Origin of the sequence: Spirillospora sp. NPDC029432, assembly GCF_040703975.1 — a bacterium.
In the GTDB taxonomy this organism is placed as follows: domain Bacteria; phylum Actinomycetota; class Actinomycetes; order Streptosporangiales; family Streptosporangiaceae; genus Spirillospora.
This window is the reverse complement of the sequence record NZ_JBEZWH010000009.1, coordinates 185715-203677: the sequence shown is the minus strand read 5'-3', so window position 1 is coordinate 203677 and position 17963 is coordinate 185715. Positions and strand designations below refer to the sequence as shown.

Here is a 17963-nt window from a genome sequence, read left to right as displayed (position 1 = left end):
CGGGCCGGGCGCGTAGCCGCCGGGCTTGGGCGGCGGGCCGGCCGCGACGGGACCGGACGGGGGCGGCGGGGCGTTCGCCGGCGCGGCGCCGGGGGCGCCGGGCGGCGGGGGAGCGCCCGGCGCGGGCGGGGCTCCGGGCGCGGGCGGGGCTCCGGGCGGCGGGCCGGGGTAGGCCGCGCCGGGCGGCGCGGGCGGCGGCGGGGCGGGCGGCGACGGGTCGGCCTCCCGCTGCCCGGTGGCGATCTCGATCGCGGTCTCCATGACGGCCTCGTCCACCTCGGGCGGCCGGTACCCCTGGGCGCGGATGTGCGCGAGCAGCGCCGGCTCCGGCGCCATCCCGTGCTTCTCCAGGTAGTAGTGGACGGCCCCGGCCCAGACCCACGTCCCGTCGGTGAGGAAGATCAGCGGTACCTGGTCGCCCCGGGACGGATCCACCTCGTCGGGCGCGAACGAGCGGGCGGCGATCACCATCTTGCCGTTCTTCAGGTACGAGACGACCTTGTCGACCTCGTTGGCGGGGACGGCGGGGCGGGACACCGAGGGCCGCTCGCCGCCCGACGCCGGACGGTCGAACACGCGGGCACTGAACATGGTCCCCGAACATACCGATGATTCCGGACCGTCATGAACGGATCACCCGGATGATGGATCTTGGCCGCCGCCCCACGGCGGATCGGCGCCCGGGACGAGGCAGGTCGCGGCGGCGTGCCGTACCGCGAACTCCGCCGCCGCCGCGACCTCGGCGAGCGTCAGACCGGCGAGCCGGCCGCCCAGCCGGCCCTGCCCGTCCAGCCGGTGCAGCAGGCCCGCGGTGAACGCGTCGCCCGCGCCGACGGTGTCGACCGGCTCGATCTCCGGCGCCGGAACGGTCACGCGCTCGCCGCCGAGCGAGAGGAGCGCGCCTCGCGCGCCGAGCGTGACGGCGACGAGGCGGACGCCGTCCGCGTGCCAGGCGTCGCAGGCGTCCTCGGGCGCGGTGCCCGGCGCCAGCACCGCCAGGTCCTCCTCGCTGAGCCGGAAGACGTCCGCGAGCGCCGTCCACACGGGCAGCCGGTCGCGGTAGCGCCCGGCCGGCGCGAACAGGGGCCGGACGTTGGGGTCGATGGAGATGGTGGCGCCCGCCCGCCGCCGCGCCAGCAGCTCCTCGATGAGCGGCCCGCCTGGCTCGCGGACCAGCGCCATCGAGCCGGTGTGCAGGCAGCGCGCCCCCGCCGGGATCGCGTCCAGCTCCGCCGCCGTCCACTGCCAGTCGGCGGTGCCCTCGGCGTAGAACTCGTAGCCCGCGCCGCCGGAGGGGCCGACCGCGGTGACGGCGAGCGTGGCCTGCTCGGCGGCGGCGACCGAGGACGCCAGGCCGACCCGGGACGACGCCAGCCGCTCGCGGAACAGATCCCCGAACGGCCCGGCCGCGAGCCGCCCCGCGAACGTCACCGGCGTGCCGAGCCGCCCCAGCCCGACGGCCGTGTTGAGCGGCCCGCCGCCGGGCCGCACCTCCATCCGCAGCGCGCCGTCCGCGGCCCGGCCCGCGGGCAGGAACGCGTCGGCCACCGCCTCGCCGATCACAGTGATGTGCTCCATGGTGCCTCGATCATCTCAACCGGGGAAGGGAGGGCGCAGGGGGTGAGGCCATGAAGGCCGAGCAGGTCACGGAACCGGTCGCCTACCACGGGGAGGGGCCGGTGTGGTCGCCGGGCTGGGGCGGCCTGCGCTGGGTGGACATGCTGGCGGGGGACGTGCTGTCGCTCGCCGCGGACGGGACGGTCGGCCGCCGCCACGTGGGAACGGTCGCCGCGGCCGTGCGCCCGCGCGAGCGCGGCGGCGCCGTCATCGGCGTCGAGCGCGGCTTCGCGCTGGAGGATCCCGACGGTACGGTCACGCACCTGCCCGAGGTGTGGGACGACCGGGGCGTGCGGATGAACGAGGGCGGCTGCGACCCGCACGGCCGCTTCTACTGCGGCTCGATGGCCTACGACAAGCACGAGGGCGGCGCCGCCCTGTACCGGCTCGACCCGGACGGGTCCGTACGGGTCGTCCTGGAGAACGTGACGATCTCCAACGGCCTGGAGTGGAGCCCGGACGGCGCCCTCGCGTACTACAACGACACGCCGACCGGCCGGATCGACGTCTTCGACTACGACCCGGAGGGCGGCCTGACCGGGCGGCGGCAGTTCGCCGAGATCGCCCGTGACGACGGGCATCCGGACGGGCTGGCCGTGGACGCCGCCGGTGGTGTCTGGGTGGCGCTGAACCATGCCGGCCGGGTGCGCCGCTACACGCCGTTCGGGGCGGTGGACGAGGAGATCGAGCTGCCCGTGCGGCAGGTGACGGCGTGCGCGTTCGGCGGCGAGGCCCTGGACGAGCTGTTCATCACCACGTCCCGGGAGGGCCTGCCGCCGGGCGAGGAGCCGCGCGCGGGCTCGCTGTTCCGGGCGCGGCCCGGCGTGCGCGGCCTGCCGGTACGCGAGTTCGCCGGCTGAACGGGACCCGGCCGTACCGCCGGAAACCGGTCGTGACCTCGGGTTTAGTCATGATCACCGAGGGCACCGGAGGGGCATCGGCAACTTCGGCGGCGGGGACGGGATGAGAGCGATCACGGTGGATCCGGGCGCGGCCGGCGGGGTGCGGGTGGACGACGTTCCCGAACCCGATCCCGGAGCGGGCTCCGTCCTGGTCGAGGGCAGGCTGCTGGGCATCTGCGGCACCGACGCCGACATCGTGTTCGGCGAGGGGTACGGCTGGGCGCCGCCCGGCCGGGACCGGCTGCTGATCGGCCACGAGTCGTTCGGCGCCGTGCTGGAGGCGCCCGACGGCAGCGGGTTCGCGGCGGGCGACCTGGTCGCCGGGATCGTCCGGCGGCCCGATCCGGTGCCGTGCGTGCCGTGCGCGAACGGCGAATGGGACTTCTGCCGCAACGGCCGGTACACCGAGCGCGGCATCAAGGAGCGGGACGGGTTCGGGGCGGAGCGCTGGCGGATCGAGCCGGAGTTCGCGATCAGGCTCGATCCGGCCCTGGGCGAGCGCGGCGTGCTGATGGAGCCGGCGTCGGTGGTGGCGAAGGCGTGGGACCAGACCGGGCGCTTCCTGGCCCGCACGTCCTGGCGGCCGGAGCGGGCGCTGGTCACCGGCGCCGGGCCGATCGGGCTGCTGGCCGCGATGATGGGCGTCCAGCGGGGCCTGGACGTGCACGTGCTCGACATCGTCGAGCGCGGGCCCAAGCCGGAGCTGGTCGCCGATCTCGGCGCCACGTACCACTCCGGGGGCGTGGCCTCGCTGGGCTTCGAGCCGGACGTGGTGATCGAGTGCACCGGACACGGCCCGCTGGTCTTCGAGGTGACCCGGTCCACCGCCCCGGACGCGGTGATCTGCCTGACCGGGATCTCCTCGGGCTCCTCGAAGGTGGAGGCCGGCTTCGACGAGCTCAACAAGACGCTCGTGCTGGAGAACACCGTGGTGTTCGGCTCCGTGAACGCCTCCCGCCGGAACTTCGAGCAGGCCGCCACCGCCCTCGCGCGCGCCGACCAGGACTGGCTGGACCGGCTGATCACCCGGCGCGTCCCGATGGAGGGCTTCCTGGACGGCCTGCGCAAGCACGAGGACGACGTCAAGGTCGTCGTGGACCTGGCGGCCTGACGTGCAGGGCTTCTCCAGCGCCCCGGTCGGCGAGGGGCCGCTGCCGGAGATCCCGGCCTCGGGGATGCGCAGGATCTGGACGTGGGCCGTGCTCATCGCGGTCGGCGGCTTCCTGTTCGGCTTCGACACCGGCGTCATCTCCGGGGCGCTGCTGTTCATCAGGCACGACTTCGACCTGAACGACTTCGAGCAGGGCAGCGTGGTCAGCGTGCTCGTCCTGGGCGCCATGGCGGGCGCGCTCGGCTCGGGCCGGATCGCCGACCGGATAGGGCGGCGGAAACTGCTGGGCCTGGAGGGCGTCCTCTTCCTCATCGGGACGGCGATCGCCGTCTTCTCCGCCGGCTACTGGACGCTGATCCTGGGCCGGCTGCTGCTGGGCCTGGCGGTGGGCGCCGCGTCGGCGACCGTGCCGCCGTACCTGTCGGAGATCTCGCCGCCCCGGATCCGGGGCCGGGTGCTGACCCTCAACCAGCTGATGATCACCATCGGGATCCTGGTGGCGTACCTGGTCAACCTGGTGTTCGCGGGCGGCGGCGACTGGCGGGCGATGATCGCCGTCGGGGCGGTGCCGGCGCTGGTGATCGTGGTGGCCGCGCTGTGGGTGCTGCCGGAGTCGCCGCAGTGGCTGCTGGCGCGCGGCGAGCGCGGCCGGGCCCGCGAGCTGATCGCCTCGGTCACCGACCCGGACACCGCCGGCCGCGTCGTCGAGCGGCTCGACCGGACGGCCTCGGACGCGCGCGGGCCGCGGCGCGCGGGCGAGCACGTGCTGCTGTCCCGCCGGGTCCGGCCGGCGCTGGCCGTCGGGCTGGTGCTGGCCGCGGCGCAGCAGTTCGGCGGCATCAACACGATCATCTACTACGCGCCGACGATCATCGAGCGGACGGGGCTGACCGCGTCCAACGCGATCTTCTACTCGATCGCCATCGGGCTGATCAACCTGGCGATGACGCTGGTGGCGATCCGGCTGATCGACCGGGCCGGGCGGCGGGCGCTGCTGCTGGCCTCGTTCGGCGTGATGGCGGTGACGATGCTGCTGCTCGGGCTGGCGTTCGTGGCCGGCCTGAACTCGGTCCTCGCCCTGGCGATCATGGTCGTCTACATCGCCGGGTACGCGGTCGGCGTGGGCCCGGTGTTCTGGACGCTGATCGGCGAGATCTTCCCGCCCGACGCCAAGTCGACCGGCTCCGCCGCGTCCACGGCGGTGAACTGGGCCGCCAACTTCGCCGTCAGCCTCGTCTTCCTGCCGGTCGTCGGCGCGATCGGCGAGGGCCAGACGTTCTGGATCTTCGCGGTGATCTCGGCGCTGGGCTTCCTGTTCGCGCTGCGCTTCGTGCCGGAGACCAAGGACCGGGAATTCGCCGAGGTCGAGTCCGACATGCGGGCGCGCTTCGGGACGTGAGTCCGGCCGCGGACGGATCGTGGCGGCGGGCGGCCGCCGCCACCTGGCCGCTGCTCCAGCAGGCCGCCGGGGCCACGCTGGCGTGGTGGATCGCCCGCGCGCTCGGCGACCACGACGACCCGTTCTTCGCGCCGGTCGCGGCCGTGGTGGCGCTGAACGCCACGCGCGGCGACCGGGGACGCAACGCCCTGCGGCTGCTCCTGGGCGTGCTCGTCGGGATCGTCGCGGGGGAGGCGGTGCTGGCGGCGGTCGGCGGCGGCTACGGCGGTCTCGCCCTGGCGGTGTTCGCGGCGCTCGTCGTCGCGAGGCTGCTGGACCAGCCGCGCATCGTGCTGGCCCAGGCCGGCGCGGGCGCGGTCCTCACGGTCGCCGCGGGCACCGACGAGGCCGGTCTCGCCCGCGTCCTCGACGCGCTGGTGGGCGCCGGGGTCGCGCTCGTCTTCAGCCAGCTGCTGTTCACGCCCGAACCCGTCGCGCTGCTGCGGCGCGCGGAGTCGGCCGCCCTGGACGGCATGGCGGCGGGCCTGCGGCTGACCTGCGACGCGCTGGAACGCGGCGACGAGCGGCTCGCCGAGCGGGCGATGACCGAGCTGCGCGCCATGCGCGACGGGCTGGCCGACCTGGCCAGGACCCGGCAGGCCAGCACATCGGTGATCCGCTACTCGATCGCGTGGCGGTTCCGCACCGCGCCGTCCGCCCGGGAACGGGAGAACGCCGGCCACCTCGACCTCCTAGGCGGCAGCTGCCTGATGCTCGCGCGCACCGTCCTCGCGGCCGGGCCGGCGGAGCGCGCGCTGCTGGCACCCGCCCTGAACGAGATCACCGGGATCCTGGACGCGCTGGCCGCCGACCCCGGCGACCAGGCCGCCCGGCAGCGGGCCACCGAGCGGGTGCTGGAGGTCGCCGGCGGCCTCGGCGACACCGGCCTGGAGACCGAGGCGGCCGGCCGCGACGCGGCCGCCGCGCTCCGCGCGGTGGCCGCCGACCTGCTGGTGTTCGCCGGCGTCCCGGCCGAGCACGCGGTCGCCGCCGTGCGCGAGGGCGCGGGCCGCTTCGAGGTCCCCGAGCCGCCGCGGCTGTCCTGGCCGCACCGCCTCGCCCGCCTCCGCCATAGACTCCATAAATCCGATTGACTTAGTAGGGATTTGCTGGCAGTCTCCTCCCATGCCCGCGGGACATCCTCTCTGGTCACGCCTGCACGTCGACTTCCGGCGGCAGGCCAGCGACCTGTGTCGGCACGCCTGACCGACGACGAACAGACGTGCCCGACCGTGAGAGGAACCATCCGAAATGACCGTGAGCCCACCCGCGCCCGCCGCCGCACCCGCCGCCTCGGCCGCGTCCGACCTCGCCCGCCGCGCCGGCGAGCTGGCGGCCGCCGCCGGCGAGTGGCTGCCGCGCGTCCGGCTCGACCCCCAGGGCCGCTGGTACGAGCGCCTGCACCGGGACGACGACACCGAGGTCTGGCTGATCAGCTGGCTGCCCGGCCAGTCGACCGGGCTGCACGACCACGGCGGCTCGCGCGGCGCGTTCGCCGTCGTCCTCGGCACCCTGGAGGAGCACGACACGGCCGCCGCCCGCGACGTCACCGCCGGCGAGGTCCGCGCCTTCGGGGCCGAGTACGTCCACGACGTCCGGAACACCTCCACCGCGCCGGCCGTCAGCGTGCACGTCTACTCGCCGCCGCTCGCGGTCATGAACCGCTACGAGCGCACCGGCGCCGGGCTCGTCCGCCTGGCCACCGAGGAGGCCGGCCAGTGGTGACGGCGATCCGCACCATCGACGAGGTCCTCGCCGCCGCCCGCGCCCGGCTGGACCGCCTCGACCCCGTCCAGGCCCACGCCGAGGCGCGCGCCGGCGCCCTGCTGATCGACATCCGCCCCGCCGCGCAGCGCGCGGACGAGGGCGAGGTGCCCGGCGCGCTGGTCATCGAACGCAACGTCCTCGAATGGCGGCTCGACCCGTCCTCGGACGCCCGCATCCCGCAGGCGACCGGCCACGACGTGCGCGCCATCGTCCTGTGCTCGGAGGGATACACCTCCAGCCTCGCCGCCGCGTCCCTGCACGACGTCGGCCTCGCCCGCGCCACCGACGTGGCGGGCGGGTTCCGGGCCTGGCGGGCGGCGGGCCTGCCCACCGCGAACGGGACCGGCCGATGAGCGCGGGCATCGTCGCGCTGGTCGGCAACCCCCGCCCGGGCTCCCGCACGCACCGCGTCGCGGACCAGGCGGCCCGCGCCGTCGCCCGCCGCCTCGGCGCCGGACCGCACGAGACGATCGACCTGACGGCCCTCGCGCCGCACCTCCTGTCGCCTCTCCCATCGGCCGCCGTGGAGGCGGCCCTGGAGCTCGCCGCCTCCGACGTCCTGGTGGTGGCGAGCCCCACGTACAAGGGCACCTACACGGGCCTGCTGAAGGCGTTCCTGGACCGCCTCCCAGGACGGGCGCTGTCCGCCACCGCCGCGCTGCCCCTCCTGGTCATGGGCGACCCGAAGCACTCCCTGGCCGTCGAAGTGCACCTGCGCCCGCTCCTGGTCGAACTGGGCGCCCGCGTCCCGACACCGGGCCTGGCACTCCTCGAATCGCAGCTCGACGGCGCGGAGGAGATCCTCGCAGGCTGGGCGGACCGGCTGGCCCCGCAGCTGGAAGGAACGCCCGCCCCCACCTAGGCGGCCGGAACGCTCAGGACCAGGTGGCCTTGCGGAGGATCTCGGCGAGGCCGGGGGTGTTCCATTCGTCGATGACGAGGATCTTCGACTGCGGGAGGTACCAGACGCGCTGGATGAACGACACGTTCGTGTCCCGGGTGGGGGCCTCGATGTCGATGCAGTCGATCCGCCACTCGCGGTACTCGGCTCGCCGCGTGCCGACCGGGACCAGGCCCCGCCGGACGGGGGGACGGGTGCCGCCGATGGACGCGAAGAGGTCGGCGCGGGGCGGGCACGGGTGCGACACGTCGGTCTCCGGGGCCCACGGGTACTGGATGCGGAACAGGTCCCATCCCCTGCTGCCGTCGTTGCCCCAGGGCTCGGTGATCACATCGAAGCCCGGGCAGTACTGGCGCCTGGGGGGACTGGACTCGGGCGCGTCCCGGGCGAACGGCGGCATCCGGCACGGGCCGGGCGTCCGCACCCAGCGGTTGTCGGCGGTGCCGCCGGCCGGACTCGATATCCGGGACGAGCGCCACGCCGGGGGGACGACGAACGAGAGCCCGCCGACCGTCATCGTCCGGCCGGGCGGACGGCTCGCGGCCGGCGCCACCGCGGCCGGGCGGCGCTCGGGCTCGTCCCGCACGGCCTGGTAGACGCCGACGCCGCCGGCGGCGCTCCCGGCCACGGCCGTGCCGGCGACGACCGCGGCGGTCTTGGTGCCCAGCGCCCCCAGCACCCCGGCCGAGCCGGCGCCGGCGGATGCCGCCGACGCCGCCGACGCCGCGCCGCCCGACAGGAGCCCGGCGGCCAGCGGGAAGAGCGCCGCGAGCGCGACGGCGGCGCCGGCGAGGGCCCGCACGCCGCGCGCCTCCCAGTCCGGCCCGTACGCGGCGCTCGCGACCTCCTCCAGCTCGGCGACGAACGCGGCGGCGCTCTCGGGCCGGGCGCCGGGGTGCTTGGCCATGCCCCGCTCCACCAGCGGCCGCAGCGGCCCGGGCACCTCCTCCGCCGGGACCGGCGCGGACAGGTGGCCCGCCGCGATCGCCGCGCGGTCCTTCGCCGCGTACGGCCGGCGCCCCGTCACGCACTCGAAGAACACGCACGTCGCCGCGTACACGTCGGTGGCCGGCGTGGCCGGTTCGCCGCGCCACTGCTCCGGCGCCATGTAGAGGGGCGTCCCGGCGCCGGCGGACGAGCCCAGCGCGGTCGCCACGCCGAAGTCGATGAGCTTGCTGTTGCCGTCGGCCGGGACGATCACGTTGGCGGGCTTGTAGTCGCGGTGCACGACCCCGAGCGCGTGCGCGGCGGCCAGCCCCAGCAGCGAGCCCTTGAGCACGGTAAGCGCCGCCTCCGGGCCGAGCGTCCCGTACCGGGCCAGGATCTCCTTGAACGGGACGCCGTTCACGGCCTCCATCACGATGGCGAGCCGGCCCTCCGACTCGACCAGCCGGTAGAGCCGCGCGACGTGCGGGTCGTCGATCCGGCCCAGCAGCCGCGCCTCGTCCCGGAACCGCTCCCGCGCCGCCGGGTCCGCGCCCTCGGCCAGGTACTTGATCGCGACCGGGGTGCCCGCCCGCGCGTGCCGGGCGAGCACGACCCTGCCCTGCGCGCCCCGGCCCAGCTCCCGCACCTCGTCGAACCCCGACACCCGCCATCCGGCCACCGGTGCCACCTCCCGATCATGGGACGCGTCGCGCGCCGCGCCGGTTTGGCCGTCAGCCGGGAACGGACAGGTGGCGCGGGTTCGCGACGGTCACCTTGTCGGCGACGGCGGCGCGGACGGCCGCGACGACCTCGTCCATCCGCGCGTCGAACCGGCCGGAGCGGATGCCCTCGGCCAGCTCGGCGTCGTCCGCGCAGCCGAGGGCGCGCAGCCGGTCGCGGTGGGCGGTCCGGTGCGCGTCGCCCAGCAGCAGCTCGCGGCGGGCGATGCGGAGCGCGGACGCGGCGACGCGGGCGTGGAAGCGCAGCCGCTCGTCGGGCTGCTCGGCCTCCAGCAGGAACGCGCCGACGGCGTCGATGAGGTCGGCCGCGCCGGGCCGGTCGTGGGGCTCGGCGGCGGCGCCCGGCACGTGCCCGTCCAGCGGGTCGGGGACGGTGGAGGGCTCGGTGAGGCCGAGGGCGAGGAGCAGGTCGTGCTCCTGCTCGCAGACCTTCCGGCCGAGGACGGCGTACTCGATCGACGGGTCGGCGCCGCTGAGGTGGCGCTCGGCCTGGTGGCGGCAGAGGATCGCCCAGCGCAGCGTGCCGTACACCTCCCACCAGCGCAGCTCGGCGGCGGTGGGCGGGGTGCCGCCGGCGGCGGCGTACCCGGCGAGCAGGTCCTCGCGGCTCCCGAACCCGCCCGCCGGGTGCGGCGAGCCGAACCGCCACGCCTTCACGCACAGCCAGCCGAGGTCCTCGGCCGGGTCGCCGGCGTGCGCCAGCTCCCAGTCCAGGACGCCGCGCACGCCGGTGGGGCCGATCATCAGGTTGCCGTTGCGGAAGTCGCCGTGGACGAGGGTGCGCCGGGCGGGCGGCGGCGGGCGGTGCTCGCCGAGCCACCGCAGGGCGATCTCGACCGCCGGGCGCGGCTCGCCGTACGACGCGTAGTGCTCGGTCAGCTCCTCGAGCGGATCGCCGTCCGGAAGGCCGGGCACGGCGTCGGGCGCCAGCGTGTGCAGGCGGGCGAGGACGGTGCCCAGCTCGTACGCCAGCCGCGGCCTGACCTCCGCGAACCGCTCGTCGCGCAGCAGCCGTCGCGGGATCGTCTCGCCGTCGAGGCGCTCCATGATCAGGTACGGCGAGCCGAGCAGGTCGGGGCCGTGCGACTCCACCCGCGGCACCGGGACGCCGGCGCCGGCGGCCGCGGTCAGCAGCGCCGCCTCGCGCGCCATGGCCTCGGGATCCGGGGCGGACGGGGGATCGCGGCGCAGGATCAGGCCGCCGCCGGCGTCGAACGACCAGGTCTCGCGGCTGGCCCCGCCCGACAGCCGGCGCAGGCCGGTCACCTCGGCGCCGGTGAGTTCGGCGAGGCGCTCGCCGAGCGCGGCGCTCATGCCCGGGCCGCGCGCTGGGCGGCGGCGAGGGCGCGCAGCGGGTCGCTGCCGCGGGTGTCGGCGTACTCCTCGATCCGCGCGATGCGGCCGCCGTCGACGGTGACGAACAGGCAGGCGGCGATCTCGACCGGGTCGCCGCCGGGCAGGTTCCCGCGCAGCACGTGCCGCTGGACGTAGCCGTCCGGCAGCGGGTCGCGGCGGACCTCCTCGTACCGGAACCCCTCCAGGTTGCGCGACAGCCAGCGCAGCGTCCGCAGGTTGTCCTCCACGCCCTGCTCCTCGCCGCCGCCTTCGCCCGGTCCGTTGTGCCAGATCAGCGCGCCGGGCGCGTACAGCGAGCGCAGCGTGTCCACGTCGCCCGCGGTGATGGCGCCGATGAAGCGGTCGGCGAGTTCCTGGTGCACGAGGTGCCTCCTGTCTCAGGGGGTGTCGGGCAGCCCGAGCGCCCGGACGAAGAGGGCGTCCAGGGTGTCGAGGAGCCGTTCGGTGCCGGGGGCGTCGTCGCCCTGGACGAGCCAGAGGTAGAGGGAGTGGTCGACCATCGCCGACAGGGCGCGGGCGGCGAGGTCGGGGTCGAGGTCGGCGGCCACCAGGCCGGCCCGCTGCCAGCGCGCGATCGCCCGCGCGGAGCGGCCCTGGGAGACGGCGCGGTGCTTGCGGCGCATCTCCTGGAACTCCTCGTTGAACGTCGCGACCTGCTCGATGATCGCCATCATCTTCGCGTTGCGCAGGTACGCCTGGTAGTACGCGCGGTTGGCGCGGCGGATCCGCGCGGCGGGGGAGGGGCCGGCGGGCGGGACGAGGGCGTTCTCGGTCATGTCCTGGAAGAGCCGGTCGGCGACCTCCAGGAAGACCGCCTCCTTGGACGGGAAGTACGTGTAGAACGAGCCGTAGGCGACCTTGGCGTGCCGGGCGATGTGCGCGACGCGGGTGTCCAGGAACCCGCGCTCCTCGAACACCTCGCGCGCGGCGGTGATGAGGCGTTCCCTGGTACGGGCGCCGCGCTCGGTCAGCGGCGCCGGTCCCGGCTCGCTCGGCATGGCCGTGGTCCCTTCCTCGCCCGTCCCCGTCCCGGCGGCGGGGGTTGACAACACGATGCTCCCAGGCCGAGGATCCGAGCATCGAACAGAGCTGACATGACTGTCAAGTCATCTCTGGTCATCTCCAGTCATCTCTCGGGCATCTCCAAGGAGTGGCCATGGCGCGGCCGGTGCGGGGGCTTCCATGCTGATCAGCGACATCGTCGAGTACGCGGCGCGCAAGCATCCCGGCCGCACGGCGCTGCGGTTCGAGGACGAGACGATCACGTTCGCGGAGCTGCGCGACCGCGTCCGGCGCGTCGCCGGCGCGCTGCGGACGATCGCGGCCCCCGGCGACCGGGTGGCCGTGCTGTCGGGGAACCGGCCCGAGTACGTCGACCTCTACTACGGCGTCCCGGCCGCGGGCATGGCGCTGACGTTCCTCAACCACCGGCTGCACCCCGACGAGATCGCCGCGCTGGCCGACCACGCGCAGGCGAGCGTGCTCGTCGTGAGCGCGGAGTACCTGGAGGCGATGCAGGCGCGGCGCGACGCCATGCCCTGGGTGAAGACCGTCGTCGGACTGGACGGCGGCGGCGACCGCCCGTACGCCGACCTGGTCGCGGGCGTCCCCGCCGACGAGCCGCCCCGCCCGGACGAGGACGCGGTCGCCTGGCTCGTCTACACCAGCGGGACGACCGGCGCCCCCAAGGGCGTCATGCTGTCCCACCGCAACCTGGTCACCGGCGTGATCAACTCGGCGGCGCACTGGGAGATCCCGGACGGCTCGGTCTTCCTGTTCTGCTTCCCGCTGTGCCATGTCGGCGGCTACGCCGTGCTGGTCAACCACCTGCGCTCCTGCACGGTCGGCCTCGTGCGCTCGTACGACAACGAGACGTTCCTGCGCCGGGTCGCCGAGTGGAAGGTCACCCAGACCGGGCTGGCCCCGACGATGATCGCGTTCCTGCTCCGCCATCCCGGCATCGAGGACCACGACCTCGGCACGCTGGAGGCGATCGGGTACGGCGCGTCCGCGATCCCCGCCGAGGTGCTGCGCCGCGGCATGGACGTGCTCGGCTGCGACTTCTACCAGGGCTTCGGGATGAGCGAGACCGGCGGCAACATCCTGTACTTCGGCACCGCCGACCACCGCCGCGCGGCGGCGGGGGAGACGCACCTGCTCGGCGCCGCCGGCCGCCCCATGGACCTGGCCGACATCCGGATCGTGGACGCCGACCTGAACGACGTCCCGCCGGGCGAGCCCGGCGAGATGCTGGTGCGCTGCGACCAGGTGATGCAGGGCTACTGGCGCGAGCCCGAGCTGACCGCGGCCGCCTTCGCCGGCGGCTGGCTCCGCACCGGCGATGTGGTCCGGCGGGACGCCGAGGGAATGGTCTACATCGTGGACCGGATCAAGGACATGATCGTCACCGGTGGCGAGAACGTCGCCTCCCGCGAGGTCGAGGAGGCGATCCACCACCATCCGGACGTCGCCGAGGCCGCCGTGTTCGGCGTTCCCGACCCGCGCTGGGGCGAGTCCGTGTGCGCCGCCGTCGTCCTGCGCGACGGCGCGTCCGCCACCGAGGCCGACATCGTCGCGGTCTGCCGCGAGCGGCTCGGCGGCTACAAGGTGCCGCGGCGGGTGGAGTTCGTCCCCGAACTGCCCCGCAACGTCGCCGGCAAGATCCTCAAGCGCGAGCTGCGCACCCGTCACACCGCCCCCCAGGAGGAGGTCTCATGACCGCCCGGAACACCGAGTTCGAACTCGGCGGCATCAACCATCTGGCGCTGGTGTCGTCCGACATGCAGCGCACCATCGACTTCTACTCCGGCGTGCTCGGCATGCCGCTGATCAAGACGCTGGACCTGCCCGGCGGCATGGGCCAGCACTTCTTCTTCGACTGCGGCGGCGGCGACTGCGTCGCGTTCTTCTGGTTCCCGGACGCGCCCGACGGCGTCCCCGGGATCTCGGCGCCCCGGACCCGCCCCGACGGCGGCGAGCTGCTCAGCGCCGTCGGTTCGATGAACCACGTCGCGTTCCACGTCCCGGTCGAGAGGTTCGAGGAGTACCGGCACCGGCTGCGGGACAAGGGCGTGGAGGTCAGCCCGATCCTCAACCACGACGACAGCCCGCTGGGCATCGCGCGCGACTTCGACGAGGGCGTGTTCGTCCGGTCGTTCTACTTCCAGGACCCGGACGGCATCCTCCTGGAGTTCGCCTGCTGGACGCGGGAGTTCACGGACGCGGACGTCTCGCACGTGCCGAAGACCGCCGCCGACCGGACCGTCCCCGCCCCCGCGCCCTCCCACTGAGCCGTCTTACCGAGCCGTCTTACCGAGCCGCGCCCCATCGAGTAAGGAGCACGATGCCCCGCCTGCGTGAGGTCCCCCGCGCCGAGGTCACCGACGAGCGGATCCTCTTCTTCTACGACCACCTGTTCGCCCCCGACCGGGACCCGGCCGTCGACCACGGCACCGCGACCGGGTCGCCCGGCGACTGGTGGACGGTGTTCGCCCAGGACCCGGACGTCTTCAAGCACGCGGTGCGCGGCTTCGCGCTCTACCGCAACGCCTCGCTCGACCCGGCGCTGCGCGAGCTCGGGCAGTGCCGGGCCGGCTGGGCGCGCGGCAGCCAGTTCGTCTTCTCGCAGCACTGCAAGCAGATGCGGGCGCTCGGCATGCCCGAGGAGAAGATCGAGGCGATCCCGCACTGGCAGACCGCCGACTGCTACACGCCCCTGGAACGCGCCCTGCTGGCCTACACCGACGCGCTCGTCCTGGACGGCGGGCGCGTCCCCGACCGGGTCTTCGGCGTGCTGCGCGAGCACCTCTCCGACAAGGAGATCCTCCAGTTCACCTACATCACCTGCATGTACGAGATGCACGCGACGATGTCGAAGGCGCTGCGGCTGGAGTTCGACGACCGGCCCGAGGCGGTCGAGGAGGTCGCCGCGCCGGAGGGCTACGGCGACCGGGACATCTCCGCCGACCTCACCGGCGGATGAGCTGACCGGGCGGGAACGCCCCGCGCGCCCGTCCGGGCGCGCGGGGCGTTCGCGTTCCGTCAGCCCGCGTTGTTGAGCCGGAGCCCCGGCCGCGGCCAGCCCTGGATCTTCAGCAGCCTCCCGGTGCTGGACGCGGTGACGTACGCGGTGCGCATGTCCTTCCCGCCCCAGCAGATGTTGGTGATCCCCGGATCGTCGTCGACGTCGATCTCGACGAAGTCCACCAGGCGGCCCTTCGGGCTCACCACCGAGATGCCGGCGTGGATCATGGACGCCACGTTGACGTTGCCGTGCGCGTCCACGCCGAGCGAGTCGAAGTTGGTGTAGTCGGGGGCGGTGTAGAGGAAGTTGCCGTTCCCCGAGCCGCCCAGCGACCGGCCGCCCTCGATCTTCCCGGGGCCGGTGACGTCCCACCACCACACCCGGGCGGTGTAGGTCTCGCTGACGTACAGCCGCTTGCCGTCGGGGGACAGGCCGATGCCGTTCGGCCCCTCCATGCCGCCGGCCAGCATCGTGATGCCGGACCCGTCGGCCTTGGCGTAGAAGAGGCGGCCCTTGTCGCCGGTGACGCCGTCGCTCTTGCCGTAGTCGGTGAAGTAGATCCCGCCCTGGTCGTCGAACACCAGGTCGTTCGGGCCGCGCAGCTGCTGGTCGCCGGCCTTTGTATACAACGTCTCGACCGAGCCGTCCGACAGGTCCACGGCCTGGATGCTGCCGGTGGTGTAGTCGTCCGGGATGCCGCCGGCGAACACGAAACCGCCGACCTCGAAGCGGCGCAGGCCGCCGCAGTTGGCGATGTAGACGCGGCCGTCCGGGCCGAGCGCGGCGCCGTTCGGGCCGCCGCCCACCTCCGCGGCCACGGACGCGGTGCCGTCCGGCCGCACCCTGGTCAGCGTGCCGCGGTGGATCTCCACCACCAGCACGTCGCCGCCCGGCAGCGCGACCGGGCCCTCGGGGAACAGCAGCCCCTCCGCCAGTGTCGTGATCTTCATTCTCGTCCTCCCCTTCCGCGGACGCTCGTCCCGCCCGTGCTCGTCGCGCCCGTGCTCGCCCGGGCGGGCGAACGCGGCGGTGGACAGGCCCGCCGCCGCGATCCCCAGCCCCGAGAGCAGCGCCCGGCGCGACGGCCGGCCGCGCGGCCCGTCGCCGGGCGCTGCCGTGTTCTCAGGCGTGCTCAAAGTCCGCCCCTTCGCGTGCGTGAATCCCCGAGGGCATGCCGCGGCACGGCTCGCGCGCCGTGGGGCGGCGGGGACCAAGATCTCCCTCTGGGGTCTAGATTGCACGCAATCTGGGGTTAAATCCAGGGGTTTCGGGCACGAGATCCGAGGATTGTATGCAAGTCAGATCGTTCCGGTGCCCGCCAGCCCGTCCAGCTCCGCCGCGCCGAGCCCGAGCAGCCCGCCGTACACCTCGGCGTTGTGCTCGCCCAGGGACGGGCCGAGGCTGCGGACCTCGCCGGGGGTGTCCGACAGCTTCGGGAAGACGTTGTGCATCGGGAAGTCGCCGAACTCCGGATGCGCCATCCGGATGATCGCCTCGCGCGCCTTGTAGTGCGGATCGGCCAGCATGTCCTTGGCGCGGTACGTGAGCCCCGCCGGGATGCCGTTCTCGTGCAGCAGCTCCAGCAGCGGCCCCGACTCCTGGCCGGCCGTCCAGGCGCCGATCAGGTCGTCCAGCTCCCCGGCGTTGGCGCCGCGCGCGCCGTGCGTGGCGAAGCGCTCGTCGTCCGCCAGTTCGGGACGGCCCATGAGGTCCGACAGCCGCCGCCAGATCGTGTCGCGGTTGGCGGCGATGAGGACGGGGCCGTCCTTGGTCGGGTAGACGTTGCTCGGCGCGACGTTGGGCAGCACCGAGCCGGTCCGCTCGCGCTGGTAGCCGGCGATCTCCCACTCGGGGATCAGCGACTCCATCATCGCCAGCACCGCCTCGTACAGCGCCGAGTCGACGATCTGCCCGCGCCCCGTGCGGTGGCGCGCGTGCAGCGCCACCAGCGTGCCGAGCGCGGCGAACGTGCCGGCCAGCTCGTCGCCCAGCGAGATCCCGGCCCGCGACGGCGGCTGGCCCGGGTCGCCGGTCACGTACCGGATGCCGCCCATCGCCTCGCCGATCGACCCGAAGCCCGCGCGGGGCGCGTACGGGCCGTCCTGGCCGTACCCGGTGACCCGGGTGATGATCAGCTTGGGGTTCGCGGCCTGGAGCGTCCCGGGGGACAGGCCCCAGCGCTCCAGGGTGCCGGGGCGGAAGTTCTCCACCAGCACGTCCGCCTCGGAGATCAGCCGCCGGGCCAGCTCCTGGCCCTCGGGGGTGCGCAGGTTCAGCGTGACCGACTTCTTGTTGCGGGCGAGGATCGGCCACCACAGCGACTTGCCGTGCGGCTTCTCCCGGCCCCACTCGCGCATCGGGTCGCCGGCGCCCGGCGGCTCGATCTTGATGACCTCGGCGCCGAAGTCGCCGAGCAGCTGGCCGCAGAACGGCCCGGCCAGCAGCTGGCCCATCTCCACGACCCGCAGGTCGCCGAGAGCACCGGGGGCACCGGTGGCGCTGGGGGAATCGCTCATCGTTCCTGGTCCTCTTCCTCTTCGGTGAGATGTGCCGCCGCCGCGCGGATGTGCGCGCGCATCACCGACTCGGCCCACGCGGGGTCGCCGGCGGCGATGGCGGCGACGAGCTCCCGGTGGTGGTTCATGCTGCGGGCCATGGCGCCCGCGTCGTAGCGGTGGAAGGTGCCGAGGATCAGCGGCGCGTGCATCACCGAGGTCAGCATCCCGGGGAGCCGCCCGTTGCCGGACGCCTCGATGACCGCCGCGTGGAAGCGCCCGTTCAGCCGGGCGACCAGGTCCAGGTCGCCCTCGGCCGCCGCGCGCTCCATGGCGGCGCACCGCTCGCGCAGATCGTCCAGGACGGTCGCGTCCTGGCCCAGCCGGGCCGCGCGCGCCGCCGCGTACGGCTCCAGCAGCGCGCGCAGCTCGAAGATCTCCGCGAGGTCCTGCCGGGTCCAGCGGGCGACCCGGGCGCCCCGGTGCGGCAGCACCTCCACCAGCCCGTCCGCGCCGAGCCGCTGCAGCGCCTCGCGCACGGGCGTGCGCGACAGGCCCAGCGTCTCGGCCAGCTCCGCCTCGCCGAGGCGGCTGCCCGCTCCGGCCTCGCCGGAGAGGATCATCTGGCGCACCGCCTCGTAGGCGATGTCGGTAGCGCGGGGCATGGTTCCTCCTGCCGGTGATT

Annotated in this window: 18 protein-coding genes and 1 pseudogene; 10 read left to right on the top strand and 9 right to left on the bottom strand. The window is 74.6% G+C overall.

Going from position 1 to position 17963, the window contains the following annotated elements; translation table 11 throughout:
* Positions 1–591, bottom strand: a pseudogene (locus tag AB0881_RS10225) (hypothetical protein); the annotation flags it as partial.
* 42 nt (positions 592–633) lie between these two features.
* Positions 634–1578 (bottom strand): carbohydrate kinase, encoded by a 945-nt coding sequence (locus AB0881_RS10220; protein ID WP_366615895.1) that lies wholly within the window; start codon positions 1576–1578, stop codon positions 634–636.
* Positions 1579–1628: 50 nt separating this feature from the next.
* On the opposite strand from AB0881_RS10220, the gene AB0881_RS10215 reads away from it, so the two are divergent.
* The 7 genes from AB0881_RS10215 (at position 1629) to AB0881_RS10185 (ending at position 7697) form a co-directional block, all read left to right on the top strand.
* The gene (locus tag AB0881_RS10215; RefSeq protein ID WP_366615894.1) at positions 1629–2477 is read left to right on the top strand and encodes an SMP-30/gluconolactonase/LRE family protein; all 849 of its coding nucleotides are present in this window, start codon (positions 1629–1631) and stop codon (positions 2475–2477) included.
* Positions 2478–2580: 103 nt separating this feature from the next.
* Positions 2581–3630, top strand: coding sequence for a glucose 1-dehydrogenase (locus tag AB0881_RS10210; RefSeq protein WP_366615892.1), 1050 nt, complete (start codon positions 2581–2583; stop codon positions 3628–3630).
* Position 3631: 1 nt separating this feature from the next.
* Complete coding sequence (locus AB0881_RS10205; protein ID WP_366615890.1) at positions 3632–5029, top strand: sugar porter family MFS transporter; 1398 nt, start codon at positions 3632–3634, stop codon at positions 5027–5029.
* Positions 5026–6162, top strand: coding sequence for an FUSC family protein (locus AB0881_RS10200; protein ID WP_366615888.1), 1137 nt, complete (start codon positions 5026–5028; stop codon positions 6160–6162). The genes AB0881_RS10205 and AB0881_RS10200 overlap by 4 nt, the downstream gene beginning before the upstream one ends.
* Before the next feature lie 157 nt (positions 6163–6319).
* Positions 6320–6793, top strand: a complete 474-nt coding sequence (locus AB0881_RS10195; protein WP_366615887.1) for a cysteine dioxygenase family protein — start codon at positions 6320–6322, stop codon at positions 6791–6793.
* A gap of 5 nt (positions 6794–6798) precedes the next feature.
* Positions 6799–7188: a rhodanese-like domain-containing protein gene (locus AB0881_RS10190; RefSeq protein WP_366615908.1), complete on the top strand. Its 390-nt coding sequence runs from the start codon at positions 6799–6801 to the stop codon at positions 7186–7188.
* Complete coding sequence (locus AB0881_RS10185; protein ID WP_366615886.1) at positions 7185–7697, top strand: NAD(P)H-dependent oxidoreductase; 513 nt, start codon at positions 7185–7187, stop codon at positions 7695–7697. Before AB0881_RS10190 ends, AB0881_RS10185 begins: the two co-directional genes overlap by 4 nt.
* Positions 7698–7710: 13 nt before the next feature.
* On the opposite strand, the gene AB0881_RS10180 is transcribed toward AB0881_RS10185, so the two are convergent.
* The 4 genes from AB0881_RS10180 to AB0881_RS10165 are packed head-to-tail and all read right to left on the bottom strand — an operon-like array spanning position 7711 to position 11808.
* On the bottom strand, positions 7711–9351 hold the full coding sequence (locus AB0881_RS10180; protein WP_366615884.1) for a serine/threonine-protein kinase: 1641 nt from the start codon (positions 9349–9351) through the stop codon (positions 7711–7713).
* 43 nt (positions 9352–9394) lie between these two features.
* Positions 9395–10717: a phosphotransferase family protein gene (locus AB0881_RS10175; RefSeq protein WP_366615883.1), complete on the bottom strand. Its 1323-nt coding sequence runs from the start codon at positions 10715–10717 to the stop codon at positions 9395–9397.
* Positions 10714–11121 (bottom strand): nuclear transport factor 2 family protein, encoded by a 408-nt coding sequence (locus AB0881_RS10170; protein ID WP_366615881.1) that lies wholly within the window; start codon positions 11119–11121, stop codon positions 10714–10716. The genes AB0881_RS10175 and AB0881_RS10170 overlap by 4 nt, the downstream gene beginning before the upstream one ends.
* A 15-nt stretch (positions 11122–11136) precedes the next feature.
* Complete coding sequence (locus AB0881_RS10165; RefSeq protein WP_366615879.1) at positions 11137–11808, bottom strand: TetR/AcrR family transcriptional regulator; 672 nt, start codon at positions 11806–11808, stop codon at positions 11137–11139.
* Between the two features lie 133 nt (positions 11809–11941).
* Here AB0881_RS10165 and AB0881_RS10160 point away from each other — a divergent pair, with 133 nt between their 5' ends.
* The 3 genes from AB0881_RS10160 to AB0881_RS10150 are packed head-to-tail and all read left to right on the top strand — an operon-like array spanning position 11942 to position 14741.
* On the top strand, positions 11942–13477 hold the full coding sequence (locus AB0881_RS10160; protein ID WP_366615878.1) for a long-chain-fatty-acid--CoA ligase: 1536 nt from the start codon (positions 11942–11944) through the stop codon (positions 13475–13477).
* Entirely contained in the window at positions 13474–14049 is a 576-nt protein-coding gene (locus tag AB0881_RS10155; RefSeq protein ID WP_366615876.1) for a VOC family protein, read from the top strand. Before AB0881_RS10160 ends, AB0881_RS10155 begins: the two co-directional genes overlap by 4 nt.
* A gap of 53 nt (positions 14050–14102) precedes the next feature.
* Complete coding sequence (locus tag AB0881_RS10150; RefSeq protein ID WP_366615874.1) at positions 14103–14741, top strand: carboxymuconolactone decarboxylase family protein; 639 nt, start codon at positions 14103–14105, stop codon at positions 14739–14741.
* Positions 14742–14800: 59 nt separating this feature from the next.
* Here AB0881_RS10150 and AB0881_RS10145 read toward each other — a convergent pair whose 3' ends face one another.
* The 3 genes from AB0881_RS10145 to AB0881_RS10135 form a co-directional block, all read right to left on the bottom strand.
* Entirely contained in the window at positions 14801–15919 is a 1119-nt protein-coding gene (locus tag AB0881_RS10145) for an SMP-30/gluconolactonase/LRE family protein (protein WP_366615872.1), read from the bottom strand.
* Positions 15920–16081: 162 nt separating this feature from the next.
* On the bottom strand, positions 16082–17299 hold the full coding sequence (locus AB0881_RS10140; RefSeq protein ID WP_366615870.1) for a CoA transferase: 1218 nt from the start codon (positions 17297–17299) through the stop codon (positions 16082–16084).
* The gene (locus AB0881_RS10135) at positions 17296–17943 is read right to left on the bottom strand and encodes a GntR family transcriptional regulator (RefSeq protein ID WP_366615868.1); all 648 of its coding nucleotides are present in this window, start codon (positions 17941–17943) and stop codon (positions 17296–17298) included. The genes AB0881_RS10140 and AB0881_RS10135 overlap by 4 nt, the downstream gene beginning before the upstream one ends.
* Between the last annotated feature and the right edge of the window lie 20 nt (positions 17944–17963).

What these genes read in the sequence shown, in the direction of transcription:
- AB0881_RS10220 (WP_366615895.1), bottom strand. Translation starts at nt 1,578, where the DNA reads ATGGAGCACATCACTGTGATCGGCGAGGCGGTGGCCGACGCGTTCCTG.
- AB0881_RS10215 (WP_366615894.1), top strand. Translation starts at nt 1,629, where the DNA reads ATGAAGGCCGAGCAGGTCACGGAACCGGTCGCCTACCACGGGGAGGGG.
- AB0881_RS10210 (WP_366615892.1), top strand. Translation starts at nt 2,581, where the DNA reads ATGAGAGCGATCACGGTGGATCCGGGCGCGGCCGGCGGGGTGCGGGTG.
- AB0881_RS10195 (WP_366615887.1), top strand. Translation starts at nt 6,320, where the DNA reads ATGACCGTGAGCCCACCCGCGCCCGCCGCCGCACCCGCCGCCTCGGCC.
- AB0881_RS10185 (WP_366615886.1), top strand. Translation starts at nt 7,185, where the DNA reads ATGAGCGCGGGCATCGTCGCGCTGGTCGGCAACCCCCGCCCGGGCTCC.
- AB0881_RS10175 (WP_366615883.1), bottom strand. Translation starts at nt 10,717, where the DNA reads ATGAGCGCCGCGCTCGGCGAGCGCCTCGCCGAACTCACCGGCGCCGAG.
- AB0881_RS10160 (WP_366615878.1), top strand. Translation starts at nt 11,942, where the DNA reads ATGCTGATCAGCGACATCGTCGAGTACGCGGCGCGCAAGCATCCCGGC.
- AB0881_RS10155 (WP_366615876.1), top strand. Translation starts at nt 13,474, where the DNA reads ATGACCGCCCGGAACACCGAGTTCGAACTCGGCGGCATCAACCATCTG.
- AB0881_RS10150 (WP_366615874.1), top strand. Translation starts at nt 14,103, where the DNA reads ATGCCCCGCCTGCGTGAGGTCCCCCGCGCCGAGGTCACCGACGAGCGG.
- AB0881_RS10140 (WP_366615870.1), bottom strand. Translation starts at nt 17,299, where the DNA reads ATGAGCGATTCCCCCAGCGCCACCGGTGCCCCCGGTGCTCTCGGCGAC.
- AB0881_RS10135 (WP_366615868.1), bottom strand. Translation starts at nt 17,943, where the DNA reads ATGCCCCGCGCTACCGACATCGCCTACGAGGCGGTGCGCCAGATGATC.